The organism is Paenibacillus sp. FSL R10-2748, from assembly GCF_038005565.1.
GTDB classification, from domain to species: domain Bacteria; phylum Bacillota; class Bacilli; order Paenibacillales; family Paenibacillaceae; genus Paenibacillus; species Paenibacillus polymyxa_B.
This window is the reverse complement of record NZ_JBBOTK010000008.1, coordinates 247,060-265,447: the sequence shown is the minus strand read 5'-3', so window position 1 is coordinate 265,447 and position 18,388 is coordinate 247,060. Positions and strand designations below refer to the sequence as shown.

Sequence of the window (18,388 nt, the reverse complement as noted above, 5' to 3'; positions counted from 1 at the left end):
ATTAGTAAGACCCCTTGAAGACGACGAGGTAGATAGGTTGGGGGTGGAAGTGCAGTAATGCATGGAGCTGACCAATACTAATCGGTCGAGGGCTTATCCTAAGAATAAAACGCAATGAGTTTCGGATCCAGTTTTCAGGGTGTAACCTTGAAATTGCGCTTGATATTCCAAATCACTTTGTTGATTTAAAGAATAACTTGCGGAATTTTGCTAAGCGAGTCCATTTATATGGAGAGATACCCAAGTGGCTATAAGGGGACCCTCTGCTAAGGGGTTAGACTGCGAAAGTGGTGCGAGGGTTCGAATCCCTCTCTCTCCGCCATTTAGGACAAGCTAGCGAAATATTATGTTATGGCGGTGTAGCTCAGCTGGCTAGAGCGTACGGTTCATACCCGTGAGGTCGGGGGTTCGATCCCCTCCGCCGCTACCATACATACCCAGGAGGCTTAGCTCAGCTGGGAGAGCATCTGCCTTACAAGCAGAGGGTCGGGGGTTCGATCCCCTCAGCCTCCACCATTGTGCCGGTGTAGCTCAACTGGTAGAGCAACTGACTTGTAATCAGTAGGTTGGGGGTTCAAGTCCTCTCGCCGGCACCATTTTTGAATTTTGAAAAATCTAGGGAACTGTGGTGTAGAGGCCTAACATGCCTGCCTGTCACGCAGGAGATCGCGGGTTCGAATCCCGTCAGTTCCGCCATTTTTCAATTCAGCAGTTATGCCGTACTAAAGTGGGAAGGGGTATCCCTCCGCACTTTATTTTTTTGTTAATGGGTATGGCTCGGTAGCTCAGTCGGTAGAGCAGAGGACTGAAAATCCTCGTGTCGGCGGTTCGATTCCGTCCCGAGCCACCTTTATATGGAGGATTAGCGAAGTGGCCAAACGCATCAGACTGTAAATCTGCTCCCTTACGGGTTCGGTGGTTCGAATCCATCATCCTCCACCAGTTTTACGAGCCATTAGCTCAGTTGGTAGAGCACCTGACTTTTAATCAGGGTGTCGAAGGTTCGAGTCCTTCATGGCTCATCAGAAGTCATCAACTATAGGTTGATGGCTTTTTTTGTATTGTTTTAAGTTATGTTTTTATATAGCTTTTTTATTTTACGGTATCGACAGGTTATAATGAGTTCATTATGTTCGCTCAGTGCTTATTCTATATTCTAAAAAAAGTGAAGTGGTGATCGCGTGACTCTGGATACAGAATGGATTCAGCAACAGCTTCAGAATATTATTCAAGCGCCTTTTACCATAGTGCCTTGGTGCCCGGAAGTGATGGCAGAGGGAGAGACAGCCGATTCAGTTATTCCGGATAGATCGTTTGTCCGTGACAACAAGTTATATTTTCCGTTTCGTGCGTCGGCAGGTGAACTGGCTGCCTTTGTGGTAGAGGCCAGATATTTGACGGATCGAGAACGGAAACTGGTAGAAGCGCTATTGGGGAACATGGAGCAGGTCTGGCAGAACGGTCCACAATTGTCGGACAACCCGATTTATAGCGAGGAAGAGCGGATGAATCGTTTTGGACAATGGCTCATACAGCAGGCTGCCAATTTAAACAGGGAAGAAGAGGTTCCTGATGAATTGCAGCTTCGTGATTCGCTATCAGCGTGTATGGTTCCGATTTTACTGAATGGCGAGGGAACACAGGAGGGGGCTATTACTTATACGCAGCTTCATCGATTGTTCGCGAGCTATTTTGGAGGGGATGTGTTACTTACTCCATTGGACGAACAGTCTTGGCTGATTATGGCTAAAAAGGAGCTTTTATTAGGAGCTGACGATGAACGGGATAAAGACACTGAGTCCAGGGATGCAGATTTTACGGAATCGCTGGAGGAGGTTCTTACGGCTTTTAGCTTGGGCCTATATGAGCTTATTGCGAATGAGTGGGTGGGTGTATTCCATTTGGCGGTTTCTAAGCCTTCGATCCCTTTGCAAAGTCTTCCCCAAGAGCTGAATTTGTTATGGGAGACGATACATCTGGGCAAGATTTTTCATGTAACAGAGCACATCCACTTTTCATGGGAGCTTCATTTAGAAAGGCTGTTAAACCGCATTCCCAAGGAACAACGCGTACTATTTTTAGAGCAGGTAATGAAATCATCTGTCATACTGGAAGACTCAGAAACGATGGCTACATTAGATATCTTTTTTCAATTGGATTGTAATGTGAGTGAGACAGCTAAGCGTCTGTATGTGCATCGAAATACGTTGATTTACCGTTTGGATAAGATCAAACAGGAGACCGGATTGGACGTGCGGACGTTTAATGATGCGGTTTTGGTCAAGCTCTATCTCCTATTGTACAAAGTGACAAAAAGGAAATAGCATCTTTGTGCAGTTTGCGAATAGCCACGCTACAAGGACTAGGGTAAGATACAAGTAAGAAATGTATTCGATTTCATAACTCGATCTTAGGAGGAAAAAGCTATGGCTGGTGTACGTTTAGAGCATATTTTCAAGCAATATCCGGGTGCAGATAAAGCTACGGTTGTTGATGTCAATTTGGACATTCGAGATAAAGAATTCCTCGTATTGGTTGGTCCCTCCGGTTGCGGGAAGTCTACTACACTTCGTATGATTGCTGGTCTGGAGGAAATTTCAGATGGTAAATTGTACATTGGGGATCGTGTTGTGAACGACGTGGCTCCAAAGGACCGCGATATCGCGATGGTATTCCAATCCTACGCGCTGTATCCGCACATGAGCGTGTACCAGAACATGGCGTTCGGTCTGAAACTGCGCAAAGTTAAGAAAGAAGAAATCGACAAGAAAGTACGCGAAGCTGCCAAAATACTCGATATCGAGCACTTGCTGGAACGTAAACCTAAGGCGCTGTCCGGTGGTCAACGCCAACGTGTCGCTCTGGGCCGTGCGATTGTCCGCGATCCTCAAGTCTTCCTGATGGATGAGCCGCTCTCCAACTTGGATGCTAAACTTCGTGGTCAAATGCGTGCTGAAATCACTAAACTGGTTAAACGTCTTGAAACCACTTGTATCTATGTAACACATGACCAAATTGAAGCCATGACGATGGGTGATCGGATTGTCGTTATGAAGGATGGTATCATTCAACAAGCTGCATCCCCGGATGAACTGTACAACCGTCCAGTGAATCTGTTCGTTGCTGGTTTTATCGGCTCTCCTACGATGAACTTTATCACAGGTCAGCTGGTTGAAAAAGAAGGTGCATTGCATTTTACTGCGCCGGGTCTGGATCTGTTCGTACCAGAAGGTAAAGGACAGATTTTAAAAGCGAAGGGCTATATCGGCAAAGATGTGATCTTGGGTATCCGTCCTGAGGATATTCATGAAGAGCCTGTATTCTTGGAGGCTTCCCCGAATACGATCTTTACATCCACTGTGGATGTAACAGAAAATCTCGGTCATGAAATGCTGTTGTACCTGAGCGGTGCCGGAAATGATACGATTATTGCCCGTGTAGACGGACGCTCCAATACTCGTGATGGTGTCAAAGCGAAGTTGGCTGTTGATATGAACAAGGTTCATATTTTTGATAAGGAATCGGAATTGAGTATTCTGGTTGGCGAATAAAATTTGCCTCTGGAAGAGAGTCGCAGTTTTCCCCAAGCGGAGAACTGCGACTCTTTTTGTATATCGCATACGGCTACTAGCTTCGGCATTGCATTCATTGGAAAATTCCGATACGATGGGTACAATGGTACAGGTCTAGATGCAGGCAAGGTTCGTTGGCAAGGGTCCTAGATGGGATCAATCCAGCTGTCGGAATAGAGTTAGCCTGGAACCATAGTGTTAAATCAAATGGAGTGTGGATTGATGCAGTGCAGCATAGACTGGCGTTGGGCTGTATGGTTAATAGGGTAAAGCTACATAAATCAAATGACGTATAGAATCCGGTGTTGCAGATGAAGGGGAGAATACAATGGCTAAACAGGTAAAGGTATCCGAGCTTGTACAGCAGTTTCAAATGGAAGTTATTTCTGGTGAAAAAGGTCTGCGAAGACTGATCACAGTGGATGATTTGAATCGCCCAGGTCTGGAGATGGCCGGGTATTTTGAATATCATACACAGGAGCGGGTACAGCTTCTGGGAAGGTCTGAGTTGGCTTTTCTGGGGATGCTTCCTCCTGAGGAGCGTCGGGATCGGATGGAGCGTCTGTGTACAGAACTGACTCCATGCATTATCATCACACGTGGCCTGGAGGTACCGGCTGAGTTAGTGGAGGCGAGCGCAGAACGAGATATTCCTGTACTGCGCACTAATATGGCGACGACGATTTTATCAAGCCGCATCACAGGCTTTCTCGAAAGAAAGCTGGCTCCTACGGCGACTATTCATGGTGTACTGTGTGACGTGTATGGCGTGGGAATGCTTATCACAGGAAGTAGCGGAATTGGTAAAAGTGAAACGGCGCTGGAACTGGTTAAACGTGGACATCGCTTGGTAGCAGATGATGCGGTAGAAATTCGGCAAACGTCCGATTTTCAGCTGCATGGTACAGCACCTGAGCTGATACGTCACCTGTTGGAAATTCGTGGCGTGGGCATTATTAATGTGATGACGCTGTTTGGGGCCGGTGCAGTTCGTAATAACAAGCGGATTACATTGGTTGTTCGTCTGGAGGCATGGCAGCAGGACAAGCAGTATGACCGTCTTGGTCTCGATGAGGAAACGACACGCATTATTGATACAGATGTTCCACTGGTTACAATCCCAGTTCGTCCGGGCCGAAACTTGGCTGTTATTATCGAGGTGGCGGCGATGAACTATCGTTTGAAACAAATGGGCGTTAATGCAGCCCTGCAATTTACAAACAAGCTGACTGCTACGATTTCTGAAGATATGGAAGAGATGGATTAAGGTTTGTTCGTTTGCAAGGAAGAACGAGGAGTGAGAGAAACATATGTCAACGGCAACATTACTGCTGAATCCGATCGCTTTTTCAATCGGGGCAATCAAGGTCCACTGGTATGGGCTTATTTTGGGGCTGGCGGCGCTTGTGGGTTTATATCTCGCCATCCGTGAAGGAAAAAGATTCGGTATTCCGCAGGACTTTTTTATGGATATGCTGCTTCTGGGTGTTCCATCAGCTATTATTGGAGCGCGTATTTATTATGTAGCCTTCAAATGGGAAGACTACCGAGATAATCTATGGGATGTTTTCAAAATTTGGAACGGCGGTATTGCGATATACGGTGCCTTGATCGGGGCCATTATATGTGCGGTCATTTATTTCCGGTATAAAGGGTATAACTTCTGGCGTATCGCTGATATTTGTGCACCAGGCCTACTGATCGGTCAAGCGATTGGACGCTGGGGTAATTTTGTCAATCAGGAAGCCTACGGTGGACCGACGGAAGAAACATTTTTGCGAAATCAGCTCCATCTGCCGGATTTCATTGTGAATCAGATGAACGTTAACGGGGTGTTCCATCACCCTACATTTTTATATGAATCACTGTGGAGTATTGTCGGTGTGATTTTGCTGCTCGTCATTCGTCGTATGAAATTTGTACGTGCAGGCGAAATGTTTGCGTTTTACTTCATTTGGTACTCGATTGGCCGCTTTTTCATCGAGCGTGTACGGACGGATAGTTTGGCTTTTCAGGGACCAGATTGGCTGGCTTCCTTTGTGAATGCTTTGTGGTCTCCTATGGTGTGGTTAGGGTTTGAACCAGGGCATCTGGACCCGAGTTACGGTAATGTACGGATCTCGCAATTGCTGCCTATTTTCATTGTGGTAGCCGCCGTGATTTTCATTTTGGTTCGTCGCCGGAAGGGCACATCTGTTGCTCGGTATAGCGATCCGATTATCTCCAGCAAAGCGGGGATTGATCAGGTACCTGACGTGACGCCAGAACAGGTATCCCGTCCAGGACAGGGCGCGGTTCCTCCAACAGCTACGACGGATAAGCTACCTAAGGAAGACACGGACGAGGACAAGAAGGAGCATCTATGATAAATACGATTTTGTTTGATTTAGACGGCACCATCATGGATACGAATGAGTTGATTATCAGCACATTTCTACACATTTTGAATCATCCGGATGCTGATCCGCTGACGCGGGAGCATATTATTCCTCATATGGGTGGAACGCTGGACGATCAACTCCGTACTTTTTCGGGATTAACGGATGTATCTGGGTTAGTTAAGGACTATCGTGCTTATAATCAGATTCATCATGATCAAATGGTGAAGCCATTTCCATATGTCATTGAGGTTATTCAGGAGTTGCGTGCGCGAGGAATTAAGCTGGGGGTTGTGACAACCAAAATACGACCATCCACGTTACGTGTACTTAACCTGTTCAATCTGACCTCCTCTATGGACTATATTGTGACGGTAGACGATGTGGAGCATCCAAAGCCACACGCTGAGCCAGTGCTCAAGGCATTGGCAGGTTTGAATGCTGAAGCAGAGCATACATTGATGGTCGGAGACAGTTCTTTTGATATTTTGTCAGCTCAGGCAGCAGGTGTGAAATCGGCTGGTGTAGCTTGGTCGCTCAAGGGTGAGGAAACTCTGCGCGGATATGGGCCAGACTACATGTTGCATGATATGCGGGATTTGCTGAAGCTGGAGCTTCAAGGTGTCAATGTATCGTGAGAAAGGTGAACCGCTATCCTGTAGAAGGTCCCAATGCGTTGTGGCAGATTTATCGGACGGTGAGCCGCTGGAAAGGCATTAAGAACTTTATTTTTATACAGATTGCCCGGTATTGTCCTGTGCTTTCTCTGAAAAACGTCATTTACCGCAGAATGCTGGGGATGAAGGTGGGGCAACATGCGGCCTTCGGCCTGATGGTGATGGTAGATGTTTTTTTTCCGGAGCATATTACGATAGGGAACAATTCGGTCATTGGATATAACACGACGATACTGGCTCACGAATACCTCATAGAGGAGTATCGTATCGGTAAAGTGGTGATTGGTGATCATGTGTTGATCGGCGCCAACACAACCATTTTGCCGGGTGTGACCATCGGTGACGGAGCTATCGTAGCGGCCGGAGCGGTCGTGCATAAAGACGTGCCCGCAGGTGCATTTGTGGGTGGCAATCCGTTACGTGATTTAAGACGCTCTGGTGTGAATGAGCAGTAAATAGCACAATAGAAAGGCCCCTTATGTATTAAGGGGTCTTTCTTGCATTGTTTTTCTGTATAATAAGTGGGGTAATGCATGTTAATTATGTTTAAAAATTGATAACAGACATATTTGCAAGGCGATATGGGAGCGTGTTGATTTGGTCAAAAAAGAACGTATACCAGAGCTTGATATTTACCGGGGAATATTAATTGCAGCCGTTGTTACCATTCATGCGACTTCAATGGCTTTAATTGATGCGCGTCATTCTCTATTGTTTTATCCTTTTTTATTTTTAAATGTGTTTAGTAGCTTTGCAGTGCCCGTATTTATTTTTGTGAGCGGGTTTGTTTTATTTTACAATTATGTTGATAGGCCGCTTCGTGGTAAGAATATGCTTATATTTTTCCGAAAAAGACTGATGTTTATTGTGTTACCGTACGTTTTGTTTTCTCTTGTGTATTATTTGACCTTGGTAACACGTGGGTTGATGCCGCTCAGTGATCTTCCGCTCGTGCTGTTAACGGGAAAGGCATACACGCATTTGTATTATGTCATCATCATCATCCAATTTTATTTGGTCTTTCCGCTGTTGCTGTGGGGAGTGCAGCGTTTACGCCATTCGATATCGAGCCCACGGAGAGCGGCCTTTGTCATTTTGATAGTAGGGTTAGTCATTCAATGGGGGTTTGTATTGCTGAACAAATACGTTTGGCAAGAGGAAAGAGGAAGTCTTGCGATTACGTATATCAGTTATTTTGCCTTGGGTGCAGCTGTAGCAATTGGATATGAAGGGTTTAAAAAGTGGCTTTTACCGGTGTCAGGTACGGCAATTAGTCGCAGTCAGTTGATCAGTTGGTGGGGCTTGTGGGTGGCTTGGCTACTCCTGGGTATAGCTTATGTGCAAATATGGTTTGTAGCATACCGCAAAGCCATCTATGCAGACTCGCTGATCTATGAACTGCTCCATAATGCATATGCCCTCGTCTCTGCGCTGGTGCTGTTTCAGTTCTCGGTCTTATTATATCGTCATACTAACGATAGGTTGCGAATGTTAATCAGTTGGCTGGGGGCATGCTCATTCGGCATTTATTTACTTCACCCAGCGTTATTGCGGGTGTATCGCAAGTTGGATTTCCAAGGAACGCCGGTAGAATATATCTTCTCTGTTGCGGGTGGATGGTTGTTGGCGCTGTTTGGCTCATGGCTGATTGTGACGTTGTGTTTTCGATATGTACCATTTGCATGGATCGGTTTGGGCACGGTTCCAAAGTTTCCTTCCCGGAGTAAAGATGAACAGATAAATAGCTAAATATTTTGATTTGGACTGTTAGCTTAAAGCTGGCAGTCTTTTTTTAGAGTATAGAATTTATAAGTTTTCAGTGGAGCTGAACAACTCTATATGCACAAAAATTACCGTAAGCGCGGTCTCGCTCCGGAGAATACGTTGATAGATGTTTTTCATATAGGATTCATGTATTTTGCATTGGATAAAATATAGAGGGGGGCAGCCACTTGGCGAATCCGTAAAAAAAGGGCTGCGCTGTTCGGTTGACGTTCACAAGTAGGGCATGATAATATATCGAATATACTTTAGTTTGTTAGCACTTTACCATGATAAAGATATTGTGAAATCATGAGGTGATAGAGATGTCTAAGCCAAAAGGATTTGAGATCCCTGTAGGGGTTCGAGATTATCTTCCGCGTGCAGTGTCGAAGCTGCGGGCCATTGAACTGAATGTACTCGAATGCATGGAGCGTTGGGGTTACCGCCAGATTATGACGCCTACGATGGAATACTACGATACGGTGGGAGTGGCTAGTTCTACTTCCGATCGGAAGCTGTTTAAATTGCTCAATAACCGGGGAACCACGTTGGTGCTGCGATCGGATATGACCGCTCCGATTGCACGGGTGGTATCTTCGTTGCTAAAGGAAGAGGAAGTACCACTCCGACTTTCCTATCACGCAAATGTATTTCGGGCGATTGAGGAAGAAGCAGGAAGAGAAGCGGAGTTTTTTCAGACGGGTGTGGAGCTGGTGGGTGATGATTCGCCTGAGGCTGATGCAGAAGTTGTGGCATTGGCAATTGCATCATTACAGGCAGCAGGGGTGACCTCTTTTAAAATTGCCATGGGGCATGTGGGATTCCTGAACGGCTTATTTGAGGAAATCATTCCCGGCCGTCAGGCTGAACAACATGCGCTAAAGGAACTGTTGCTCAGTCGTGATGTAGTGGGCTACCGAACAGCGATTGAAGCTTTGGGCTTGGCTCCCGAACATCGGGATAAGCTGGAAGCTATTCTTCGGTTGCGCGGTGGAAAAGAAATTTGTGACCAGGCTACCCGTCTTAGTGTGGAGCAGCAGACGATTCGATCCATTGCACATTTGTGCGAGGTGTGGGAAGTGCTGGAGGCTTACGGCGTATCTGAGCATGTGTTAATCGACCTTACCATGATCGGGGATTTCTCATATTATACAGGAATGACTTTTGAGGGCTATGCAGCGGAGATTGGGTTCCCGGTATGCAACGGAGGCCGCTATGACAATCTGCTTCAGCAGTTTGGTCGATCCGTACCTGCAACGGGATTTGCATTGAAGACGAACCGGATCGTCGATGGTGTGGATGGTATCCAAATGGAGACGAAGCTTCCTGTACTTATCCGTTATGACGCACAGGGACGCCAAGAGGCGTTATCCGCAGCGGCACAGCTACGCGCAATAGGCCTTACGGTAGTGACAGGGCTCACGGGCGGAACGGAAGATCGACGTCGTGAACAGCATAGCCTGTACGCAGAGGTATACAGCTATACAACCGAAGGAAGACAGCCAGTACAAAGGAGAGAATTGCCATGACGGAAACGTTGAAGGTAGCCATGCCAAAGGGACGGATTTATAAGCAGGCTTCCGAGCTGTTTCGCCAAGCGGGGGTTCCGATTCCACTGGATGTGGACGAAACGCGTAAACTGGTCATTCCACTGCCTGAGCTAGGCATGGAATTTATTATGGCGAAGCCCGTCGATGTTCCTACGTACGTAGAGTATGGGGCGGCGGACATCGGCATCGTGGGCAAGGATGTTTTGCTGGAAGAAAACAAGGATGTGTATGAACTGCTGGATCTCGGGATTGCCCGTTGTCGGATGTCGGTGATTGCTTTACCAGATTGGCAGCCAGGTATTCGTCAGCGGGTCGCTACAAAATATCCGAATGTGGCTTCCCAGTATTTTCGGGAGCAAGGCCAGCAGGTGGAGGTTATTAAGCTGAATGGCTCCATTGAGCTGGCGCCGTTAATTGGTCTGGCAGACCGCATTGTTGATATGGTGGAAACGGGGCAAACCTTGCGGGAGAACGGATTAGTCGAGCAGATCAGCATACTGGATATTACCAGTCGTCTGATTGCCAATCGGGTCAGCTACCGGATGAAAAACGGCCCGATTCAGGCGTTGTGTGACCGATTGCATCAGGTGATTCCAAATGCGGTGGCACCCCGTGAATAAATGAACTAAAGGAATAAGCCAATGGTTACAGGGCATTCTGCAAGCTGCAAGTAAGGGGGAATGGACAAATGAAGATCGTATCAGCCCGTGATTTCAGCCTCCAACGGGAGGTGGATTACGGCACACCTGAGCAAAATGAGGCTGTGCGTACCATTATTCATTCGGTACGCCAAGAGGGGGATGAGGCTGTCCTGCGGTATACGCAATCGTTTGATGGTGTATCGCTGGTAGCAGAGCAACTTCGTGTGACGGAGGAAGAATTGAAGGCGGCATATGACAAGGTAGAGCCTTCTTTTTTACAGGCGATTCGAGAGGCGGCGGATAATATCCGTGCTTTTCACATGAAGCAAAAACGTAATTCGTGGATGGATTTACAGCCGGATGGTAGCTTGCTCGGCCAAATTATCCGACCGTTGAAACGTGTAGGCGTGTATGTTCCGGGCGGTAAAGCAGCCTATCCATCCTCGGTGCTGATGAATGTCATTCCCGCTCAGGTGGCTGGTGTACCGGAGATTGTCATGGTGACACCCCCGGCGACAGGCGGCAAGGCAGGGATAGATCCATATACACTGGTAGCTGCGGCAGAGGCTGGTGTAACGGAAATATATAGGGTTGGCGGAGCGCAGGCGATTGCCTCTCTCGCTTACGGAACACATAGCATTGAACCAGTCGATAAAATTTGCGGTCCCGGCAACATTTATGTAGCGCTAGCGAAGCGCGAGGTGTACGGCGCGGTGGATATCGACAGTATAGCGGGACCAAGTGAAATTGTCGTGTTGGCTGACGACACGGCGAATGCCTCTTATGTAGCGGCTGACCTGCTTTCACAGGCGGAACATGACGAAATGGCCTCAGCCATACTGGTTACGCCCTCGCAACGCTTGGCCAAAGAAGTATCAGCTGAAGTACAGCGCCAATTGGCAGAGTTGCCGCGTAGAGATATTGCTGCTGCATCGGTGGAGGCATACGGGGCTATCATTGTCGTCGACACTTTGGAAGAGGGCATCCATATTGTAAACCAACTGGCACCGGAACATTTGGAAATTATGACAGAGCAGCCGATGGAGCATGTGGGTCTGATCGAAAACGCGGGAGCTATTTTCCTGGGAGCGTACAGCTCGGAGCCGGTAGGCGATTATTTTGCTGGACCTAACCACATTATCCCGACGAATGGAACGGCGCGGTTTTCTTCGCCAGTGGATATTGATGATTTTATCAAGAAGTCGAGTATGATCTATTACAGCAAGGAAGCACTGCTGCGCAATGGAGAGACGATTATGCAGCTTGCCCGCCATGAAGGACTGGAAGGTCACGCACGGGCGATACAAGTTCGATTGGACAATGAAAAGAAGGCGGTGGATGGCGATGGGGAACGAAAATAACGTAACAGGACGTACAGGCAGCGTCAGCCGAAAGACGAACGAAACGGATATTCAGCTATCTTTTGCAGTAGACGGCACAGGGCAAGCTGAGATTGAAACGGATGTTCCTTTTCTGAATCACATGCTGGATTTGTTCACCAAGCACGGACAATTTGATCTTAATGTACAGGCCAGAGGGGATGTTGATATCGACGATCATCATACCGTGGAGGACATTGGTATTTGTTTGGGGCAAACCTTGCTGGAAGCGTTGGGTGATAAAAAAGGAATTAAGCGCTATGCCAGCGTCTTTGTACCGATGGATGAGGCGCTCGCGCAAGTTGTCATTGATCTGAGTAACCGACCCCATTTTGAGTATCGTGCGGAGTATCCATCACAGCAGGTAGGGAGCTTTTCGACAGAGCTGGTGCATGAATTTCTGTGGAAATTTGCGTTGGAGGCTCGCATGACGCTACACGTCATCGTTCACTACGGGCAAAATACCCACCATATGATTGAGGCGGTGTTCAAGGCACTGGGACGTGCACTGGATGAAGCGACCTCCATTGATCCGCGAGTGACGGGAGTGCCTTCAACGAAGGGAGTGCTGTAGTCCATGTCCATTGCCATTGTGGATTACGGCAGAGGCAATCTGCATAGTGTGAGCAAGGCGGTTGAGCGTCTTGGCTATGAGGCTGTAGTAACGGGAGATGCCCAAGTGATTCGTTCCTCCAGCGGTGTGATTTTGCCGGGTGTAGGGGCATTCGGGGACGCTATGGAGCATTTGCGTTCCAGCGGATTGGATCGGGTGATTCAGGAGGTTGCAAGCGCTGGACAACCATTGCTCGGTGTTTGTCTAGGAATGCAACTGTTGTTCACTCGTGGTGAAGAATACGGCAGTCACGAAGGGCTTAATATTTTACCAGGCGAGGTTATTCGGTTTGCTCCTGATCTGGGGGTTAAAGTGCCGCATATGGGCTGGAATCGTCTGCGTATGACTCAGCCGGATCACCCGTTGCTACAGGGCTTGGAGGAAGGACATGTGTATTTTGTGCATTCCTATCATGCGAAGCCGGAGGTCGAAAGTGACCTGCTGGCGGTGACCGACTACGGTGGGCCCGTAACGGCTATCGTGGGCAGAGGCCATGTATATGGCATGCAGTTCCACCCAGAGAAAAGCGGGGAAATGGGGATGCAACTGCTTCGTCAGTTTTTGGAACTAGCGGAAGCGGAAAAGCGAGCGTAACGATTCGTGAATTTGCAGTTGGAGGTACGCCAACTTTGGTCGTTAATTGATGTAAAGGCATATAGATGTTAAATAGCTCACAAGGGGGTCATACTTTGTTCACGATATACCCGGCGATTGATATTCGCGATGGCAAATGTGTACGACTGGTACAAGGAGATTATAGCCAGGAGACGATATACAACGAAAACCCGGTGGAGGTTGCCCAAGAATGGGAGCGTTTGGGCGGCTCCTACATTCACTTGGTTGATTTGGACGGTGCTAAAGCAGGTCAACCGGTGAACGATGAACTCATTGGGCGCATCGCTTCTGCGGTGCAAGTGCCTGTACAAGTGGGTGGCGGCTTGCGTACACGAGAACATGTGGAGCGGCTGTTGTCGCTGGGCGTGAGCCGTGTGATCTTGGGCACGGCAGCGATTGAGGATCGTGCTTTTACGGAAGCGGTATTGGGTACCTACGGTGATCGGATCGCCATTGGCCTGGATGCACGTAATGGCTATGTGGCCACGCGCGGATGGCTTGAAACCTCGGAGGTTCGAGCGGACGAATTGGCTGCTGAGTTGGCCTCCAAGGGAGCGGAAACGTTCATTTTCACAGACATTTCCCGCGACGGAATGATGCAAGGCCCGAATGTGGAGGCAATCGTAGCGCTTGCGAAAAGCAGTGGACGAACCGTGATCGCTTCCGGCGGTGTCAGCAAGATGGACGATCTAATCACGCTGAGCACCTATGCGAAAGAGGGTGTAGGCGGTGCTATTGTGGGTAAGGCATTGTATACAGGCAGCATTGATTTACAGGTCGCCGTACAAGCTGTAGCAAAGGCATAGGGGGAGTAGGCATGCTGGCTAAACGTATTATTCCCTGCTTGGATGTAAAGGATGGCAGGGTGGTTAAGGGCGTTAATTTTGTGAACTTACGCGATGCAGGCGATCCGGTGGAATTGGCGGCGCTTTATGACCGGGAAGGGGCAGACGAAATCGTATTTCTGGATATTTCTGCTTCAGTTGAAGGGCGTGCCACCATGGAAGAAGTAGTTCGTCAGACAGCCGGGGAAATTGCCATTCCTTTCACCGTAGGTGGCGGGATATCTCATGTCGATGATATGAAACGCATTTTGCGTGCCGGAGCTGATAAAATCGGCGTAAATACGGCAGCTGTCCGTAACCCTCAGCTGATTGCGGAGGGTGCGCGCAGCTTTGGCTCACAATGTATCGTTGTTGCCATTGATGCCAAGTACAACAAGGCGTGGGGCGAGTGGGAAGTGTATACGCACGGAGGCCGCACGCCATCTGGTATCCGCGCCTTGGCCTGGGCCAAGGAAGCTGAGCAGTTGGGAGCCGGTGAGATTCTGCTGACCAGCATGAATGCGGACGGAACCAAGGACGGCTTTGACCTGCCACTGACTTCCGCGGTGTCGGATACCGTCGGGATTCCAGTTATCGCTTCTGGCGGAGCAGGCAAACAGGAGCATTTCTATGACGTGTTTACGGCGGGCAAAGCGGATGCTGGATTAGCAGCAACGATTTTTCACTATAAAGAAATAGGAATCCCTGAGCTAAAACGGGATTTGAAGCGCAGAGGAGTGGAGATACGATGAGCAACGAATTGAACCAACAGCTATCTCTGGAGCAGATATTGGATAATGTCCGCTGGAATGAGGCAGGTCTTGTCTCGGCGATTGTGCAGGATGATGCTACGCTTCAGGTGCTGACGCTGGCCTATATGAACCGCGAGTCGCTGAAACTATCTTTGGAGTCGGGAGAGACCTGGTTCTGGTCTCGTTCCAGACAGGAGCTGTGGCATAAGGGGGCTACTTCGGGGAATACGCAAAAAATCACCTCCATCCAGCTGGATTGTGACGGTGATGCCCTGTTGGTACGTGTCATTCCGAGTGGTCCTGCCTGTCATACAGGAGCAACGAGCTGCTTTTTTCGTGATATTTCCGCGCCAGGAACGGCTGTAGCACCTGTTGCAGGAAATGCAGGAGACCACACGCTGGTAAATGATGTTTCCAATGCTTCAGCAGACCGCTTTGAGGTGCTTGCCCAGCTGGAGGCGATTATTAAGGAGCGCGAAGAGACACGTCCTGAAGGGGCCTATACGACTTATCTTTTTGATAAAGGTGTAGACAAAATCTTGAAAAAGGTTGGCGAGGAAGCATCCGAGACAATCATTGCCGCCAAAAATAAAGATAATGACGAACTGCGCCTGGAGGTCAGCGATTTGATTTATCACCTGCTGGTGCTGTTGCAGGAGCGCAAGCTACCGCTCGATGACGTGCTGGCTGAGCTGAATCGCCGTCATGAACGTCCTCGTCGTGATTAGTACGGTTTGTTGTAGTGTTGAAAGGGGGAGGGTCGCATGAAAATCGACTATCATACGCATCACGCCCGCTGCGGGCATGCCATAGGGAGTCTGGAAGAGTATGTACAGCAGGGAATTCGGCTGGGTCTGGATCAGCTCGGCTTGTCCGATCACATGCCACTACTGCATGTAAAACCGGCTGACTATTACCCGGAAATGGCGATGCCTATGGAGGAGCTGCCCCGCTACGTGGAAGAATGTTTGGAACTGAAGGAACGTTTTAAAGGACAAATTGATATTCGTGTTGGCTTGGAAGGCGACTACATCGAGGGCTGGGAACGAGAAATCGAAGACATCATCACCGCGTATCCCTGGGATTATGTGATTGGTTCCGTCCACTTTCTCGGTGAATGGGATGTCACGGACTTCCGTCAGGTACACCATTGGGAAGGCAAAAATGTGCTTGAGGTGTACCGCACGTATTATGATGCGGTTTCCAAGGCGGCAGCTACCGGTTTGTATGACATCATGGGTCATCTGGATGTCATTAAGCGCTTCGGCTATCATCCGAAGCCGGAGGAAATGGAGGAGCTGCGTGAACTGGAGCGCTCCGCACTCTCAGCCGTTGCCCGTAGCGGTCGGGCGATGGAACTGAATGCATCAGGGCTTTCGAAGCCCTGTGCCGAGATGTTCCCGAGCCGCCGCATGCTGGAAGAAGCTTTTACGCTAGGCATCCCGCTGACCGTAGGATCGGATGCTCATGATCCGGCGAAGCTGTCAGAGCACTTGGAGAAGGCACGCGCGCTTCTATATGAAGTCGGCTATCGCGAGCTTGCCGTATTTCAGCATCGCGAGCGCTCGCTGGTGCCGCTGACGCTTTAATTATTACGTTTATTGGGTCTAAGTATCATCTCCAGTGGCTAGCCGAACGCTTCCTATTTATACAGGGAAAAAGCGCTCGGCTATTTAGCGTATTCTTGTATATATATCTATCGGTATACGAGCATATATCCGTTTTTTGGAATGAGGTAGGATCGACTGTCAAGTCGTTTTGAAGTTGTGGTATACTGAAGGGTATGAACATGCCAGTTACTTTTAAAGGAGGTGCCTTGGTTATTTATGAAAGGGAAACATCTGCGAGTATCGGAACCTAGCCCTAAAATTATTGCTTTGCGTTTCGACGCATCTTTCTTTTTTGAGAAAGCTGTGCGCTCGCTTGATCGCAATCATTATGACAAGGCATTGAAATATTTTCGCAAAGCCGTTGAATATGAACCGGATAATCCGGTGAATCATTGCAATATGGCGGGTATATTATCAGAGATGGGGGATTATGCAGGTTCGAATGAGATCCTGTCCTCTGTTCTAAGTGACGTAGACTCGTCGATGACAGAGTGTTATTTCTATATGGCGAATAATTACGCTAATATGGAGCAGTTTGAAGAAGCGGAGAAAGCATTGGTCACGTACCTGGAGGAGGACGAAGAAGGCCAGTTTCTTGATGAAGCGGAGGAAATGATGGAGCTGCTCTATTATGAGCTGGACCGTCCAACGAAGCTGAACCGCATTAAGGCCCGGCAGGGAGTAGTAGAGCATGATCAGGCTCGTGTCCTGCTGGAGGAGGGGAAATTTGCTCAGGCAGCCCAGTTGCTCAAGCAAATTTCAGAGGAACAACCGGATATGTTCGCTGCGCGGAATAATCTGGCGCTGGCGTATTACTACATGGGATTGTTCCAAAATGCTAAGGCTACCATTATTCAAGTGCTGGAAGATGAGCCGGGTAATTTACACGCATTGTGCAACTTGGCGATCTTTTATCAGCACGAGGGCGGCGGCCCGGAATTGGATCGTCTGGTGCAGACTTTGGCGGTTACTATACCGTTTCAGGAGGAGCAGGTATTCAAGCTGGCGACCACTATGGGGATTCTCGGACGCCACGAGGAGGCCTACAGACATTTCCGCAGGTTGCTTCATGGCGATGGAGAGAACAATGCGGACGCTTCTTTGTACCATTACACGGCGGTAGCTGCCAGCAATACGGGAAGATATGCGGAAGCTCGGCGGTTGTGGAGTCATTTGCAAAAGCAGGATGCTTCCTCGGAAGTTCCGCGGTTTTTCCTGTCCCGACTGGAGGAACTCCAGCAGGAGGGTACACCGCTGCAAGTGCTCAGCTATCATTATCATCTCCCGTTTGAGGAGCAATTCCGCATGTGGGAGAAGTTTGGTGCTGACCAGGTGCCTGACAGCATGAAGAAGGACCCGCTAATCCGATCATCCTTCTTCTGGGCCTTGCGCCACGGGGACCGGGCGACTCAGCTTCAGGTCATTCAGGCGTTAAGCCTGATCGGTGATGATGAGGTGCGTCAGGCACTGGAGTCCTTCGTAGAAGACCCGGACCAGGAGGATGAGCTGAAACGTCGTGCCTTGCAAGTATTGCAAGAGCTGGCGGAGCAGGGTGAGCAGAAAATGTACCCGGAAACGGAACATTCTGATCAGTCGGAGGTTGAGAACGATCCGCATACAATTGAAGGTGATGTATCTGCTTCCCCAGTCGATCCACAATGGCAGGCAGTGCTGGATAAGGTACTGACCGTCATGAGCAAGCCATCAGATCCGGCCATGCAGCACGATTTGAAATCGCTTTGGCTGGAGTATTTGGATCGGCTCGCCCCGGAAGTTCCGATGGTTCAGCATACTGAGGGATGGGCAGCGGCGCTAGAATATTTGACAGCCAAAATGCATCATCATTCAGTCACCTATCAGGAAGTAGCCGATCGTTATGGTATTTCCGTATCGACCGTAAGCCGCTATGCACGCCAGATTGACAGCGTGTGTGGTATCAAACAGAAGCTGAAGCAGCCGCTCTCCACGTTTAAAAAGCAGGTCTGAGACCTGCTCCAAACATCACTTAAAGGA

Annotated in this window: 17 protein-coding genes, 8 tRNA genes and 1 rRNA gene; all 26 read left to right on the top strand. The window is 48.8% G+C overall.

Annotated elements, in window-relative coordinates:
* A 23S ribosomal RNA gene (locus tag NSS66_RS22170) occupies window positions 1-101 on the top strand; the annotation flags it as partial.
* A 129-nt stretch (window positions 102-230) separates the two neighbouring features.
* Window positions 231-322 (top strand) — tRNA-Ser (locus NSS66_RS22165).
* A 31-nt stretch (window positions 323-353) separates the two neighbouring features.
* Window positions 354-430 (top strand) — tRNA-Met (locus NSS66_RS22160).
* 10 nt (window positions 431-440) lie between these two features.
* Window positions 441-516 (top strand) — tRNA-Val (locus tag NSS66_RS22155).
* 4 nt (window positions 517-520) lie between these two features.
* Window positions 521-596 (top strand) — tRNA-Thr (locus tag NSS66_RS22150).
* Window positions 597-619: 23 nt separating this feature from the next.
* Window positions 620-696 (top strand) — tRNA-Asp (locus NSS66_RS22145).
* A gap of 78 nt (window positions 697-774) precedes the next feature.
* Window positions 775-847, top strand: a tRNA-Phe gene (locus NSS66_RS22140).
* 9 nt (window positions 848-856) lie between these two features.
* Window positions 857-942 (top strand) — tRNA-Tyr (locus NSS66_RS22135).
* 7 nt (window positions 943-949) lie between these two features.
* Window positions 950-1,022: transfer RNA gene (locus NSS66_RS22130), tRNA-Lys, on the top strand.
* A gap of 159 nt (window positions 1,023-1,181) precedes the next feature.
* The gene (locus NSS66_RS22125; protein ID WP_028541866.1) at window positions 1,182-2,324 is read left to right on the top strand and encodes a PucR family transcriptional regulator; all 1,143 of its coding nucleotides are present in this window, start codon (window positions 1,182-1,184) and stop codon (window positions 2,322-2,324) included.
* A gap of 102 nt (window positions 2,325-2,426) precedes the next feature.
* Entirely contained in the window at window positions 2,427-3,551 is a 1,125-nt protein-coding gene (locus NSS66_RS22120; RefSeq protein WP_028541867.1) for an ABC transporter ATP-binding protein, read from the top strand.
* A 349-nt stretch (window positions 3,552-3,900) separates the two neighbouring features.
* Window positions 3,901-4,839: an HPr(Ser) kinase/phosphatase gene (hprK, locus tag NSS66_RS22115; protein ID WP_013308232.1), complete on the top strand. Its 939-nt coding sequence runs from the start codon at window positions 3,901-3,903 to the stop codon at window positions 4,837-4,839.
* A gap of 43 nt (window positions 4,840-4,882) precedes the next feature.
* On the top strand, window positions 4,883-5,938 hold the full coding sequence (gene lgt / locus NSS66_RS22110; protein WP_023986466.1) for a prolipoprotein diacylglyceryl transferase: 1,056 nt from the start codon (window positions 4,883-4,885) through the stop codon (window positions 5,936-5,938).
* Entirely contained in the window at window positions 5,935-6,588 is a 654-nt protein-coding gene (gene ppaX, locus NSS66_RS22105) for a pyrophosphatase PpaX (protein WP_028541868.1), read from the top strand. Before lgt ends, ppaX begins: the two co-directional genes overlap by 4 nt.
* On the top strand, window positions 6,585-7,082 hold the full coding sequence (locus tag NSS66_RS22100) for an acyltransferase (protein WP_028541869.1): 498 nt from the start codon (window positions 6,585-6,587) through the stop codon (window positions 7,080-7,082). Before ppaX ends, NSS66_RS22100 begins: the two co-directional genes overlap by 4 nt.
* A 142-nt stretch (window positions 7,083-7,224) precedes the next feature.
* Window positions 7,225-8,376 (top strand): acyltransferase, encoded by a 1,152-nt coding sequence (locus NSS66_RS22095; protein WP_028541870.1) that lies wholly within the window; start codon window positions 7,225-7,227, stop codon window positions 8,374-8,376.
* A gap of 338 nt (window positions 8,377-8,714) precedes the next feature.
* Window positions 8,715-9,920, top strand: a complete 1,206-nt coding sequence (locus NSS66_RS22090; protein ID WP_069080717.1) for an ATP phosphoribosyltransferase regulatory subunit — start codon at window positions 8,715-8,717, stop codon at window positions 9,918-9,920.
* Complete coding sequence (gene hisG, locus NSS66_RS22085; RefSeq protein ID WP_023986475.1) at window positions 9,917-10,561, top strand: ATP phosphoribosyltransferase; 645 nt, start codon at window positions 9,917-9,919, stop codon at window positions 10,559-10,561. Before NSS66_RS22090 ends, hisG begins: the two co-directional genes overlap by 4 nt.
* Before the next feature lie 68 nt (window positions 10,562-10,629).
* Entirely contained in the window at window positions 10,630-11,943 is a 1,314-nt protein-coding gene (hisD, locus tag NSS66_RS22080) for a histidinol dehydrogenase (RefSeq protein ID WP_264454304.1), read from the top strand.
* Complete coding sequence (gene hisB, locus NSS66_RS22075) at window positions 11,927-12,535, top strand: imidazoleglycerol-phosphate dehydratase HisB (protein WP_013308245.1); 609 nt, start codon at window positions 11,927-11,929, stop codon at window positions 12,533-12,535. The genes hisD and hisB overlap by 17 nt, the downstream gene beginning before the upstream one ends.
* A 3-nt stretch (window positions 12,536-12,538) precedes the next feature.
* Complete coding sequence (gene hisH / locus NSS66_RS22070; protein ID WP_023986477.1) at window positions 12,539-13,168, top strand: imidazole glycerol phosphate synthase subunit HisH; 630 nt, start codon at window positions 12,539-12,541, stop codon at window positions 13,166-13,168.
* Between the two features lie 95 nt (window positions 13,169-13,263).
* Entirely contained in the window at window positions 13,264-13,995 is a 732-nt protein-coding gene (gene hisA / locus NSS66_RS22065; protein WP_264454303.1) for a 1-(5-phosphoribosyl)-5-[(5-phosphoribosylamino)methylideneamino]imidazole-4-carboxamide isomerase, read from the top strand.
* 11 nt (window positions 13,996-14,006) lie between these two features.
* On the top strand, window positions 14,007-14,765 hold the full coding sequence (gene hisF / locus NSS66_RS22060; protein ID WP_023986479.1) for an imidazole glycerol phosphate synthase subunit HisF: 759 nt from the start codon (window positions 14,007-14,009) through the stop codon (window positions 14,763-14,765).
* Window positions 14,762-15,493, top strand: a complete 732-nt coding sequence (hisIE, locus tag NSS66_RS22055; protein ID WP_028541874.1) for a bifunctional phosphoribosyl-AMP cyclohydrolase/phosphoribosyl-ATP diphosphatase HisIE — start codon at window positions 14,762-14,764, stop codon at window positions 15,491-15,493. The genes hisF and hisIE overlap by 4 nt, the downstream gene beginning before the upstream one ends.
* A gap of 36 nt (window positions 15,494-15,529) precedes the next feature.
* Entirely contained in the window at window positions 15,530-16,354 is an 825-nt protein-coding gene (hisJ, locus tag NSS66_RS22050) for a histidinol-phosphatase HisJ (RefSeq protein ID WP_023986481.1), read from the top strand.
* 237 nt (window positions 16,355-16,591) lie between these two features.
* Entirely contained in the window at window positions 16,592-18,361 is a 1,770-nt protein-coding gene (locus NSS66_RS22045) for a tetratricopeptide repeat protein (RefSeq protein WP_023986482.1), read from the top strand.
* The last annotated feature ends 27 nt before the right edge of the window (window positions 18,362-18,388 follow it).

Coding starts and splice junctions, on each gene's coding strand:
- NSS66_RS22120 (WP_028541867.1), top strand. CDS start 2,427: ATGGCTGGTGTACGTTTAGAGCATATTTTCAAGCAATATCCGGGTGCA.
- hprK (WP_013308232.1), top strand. CDS start 3,901: ATGGCTAAACAGGTAAAGGTATCCGAGCTTGTACAGCAGTTTCAAATG.
- lgt (WP_023986466.1), top strand. CDS start 4,883: ATGTCAACGGCAACATTACTGCTGAATCCGATCGCTTTTTCAATCGGG.
- ppaX (WP_028541868.1), top strand. CDS start 5,935: ATGATAAATACGATTTTGTTTGATTTAGACGGCACCATCATGGATACG.
- NSS66_RS22090 (WP_069080717.1), top strand. CDS start 8,715: ATGTCTAAGCCAAAAGGATTTGAGATCCCTGTAGGGGTTCGAGATTAT.
- hisG (WP_023986475.1), top strand. CDS start 9,917: ATGACGGAAACGTTGAAGGTAGCCATGCCAAAGGGACGGATTTATAAG.
- hisD (WP_264454304.1), top strand. CDS start 10,630: ATGAAGATCGTATCAGCCCGTGATTTCAGCCTCCAACGGGAGGTGGAT.
- hisB (WP_013308245.1), top strand. CDS start 11,927: ATGGGGAACGAAAATAACGTAACAGGACGTACAGGCAGCGTCAGCCGA.
- hisH (WP_023986477.1), top strand. CDS start 12,539: ATGTCCATTGCCATTGTGGATTACGGCAGAGGCAATCTGCATAGTGTG.
- hisF (WP_023986479.1), top strand. CDS start 14,007: ATGCTGGCTAAACGTATTATTCCCTGCTTGGATGTAAAGGATGGCAGG.
- hisIE (WP_028541874.1), top strand. CDS start 14,762: ATGAGCAACGAATTGAACCAACAGCTATCTCTGGAGCAGATATTGGAT.
- hisJ (WP_023986481.1), top strand. CDS start 15,530: ATGAAAATCGACTATCATACGCATCACGCCCGCTGCGGGCATGCCATA.
- NSS66_RS22045 (WP_023986482.1), top strand. CDS start 16,592: ATGAAAGGGAAACATCTGCGAGTATCGGAACCTAGCCCTAAAATTATT.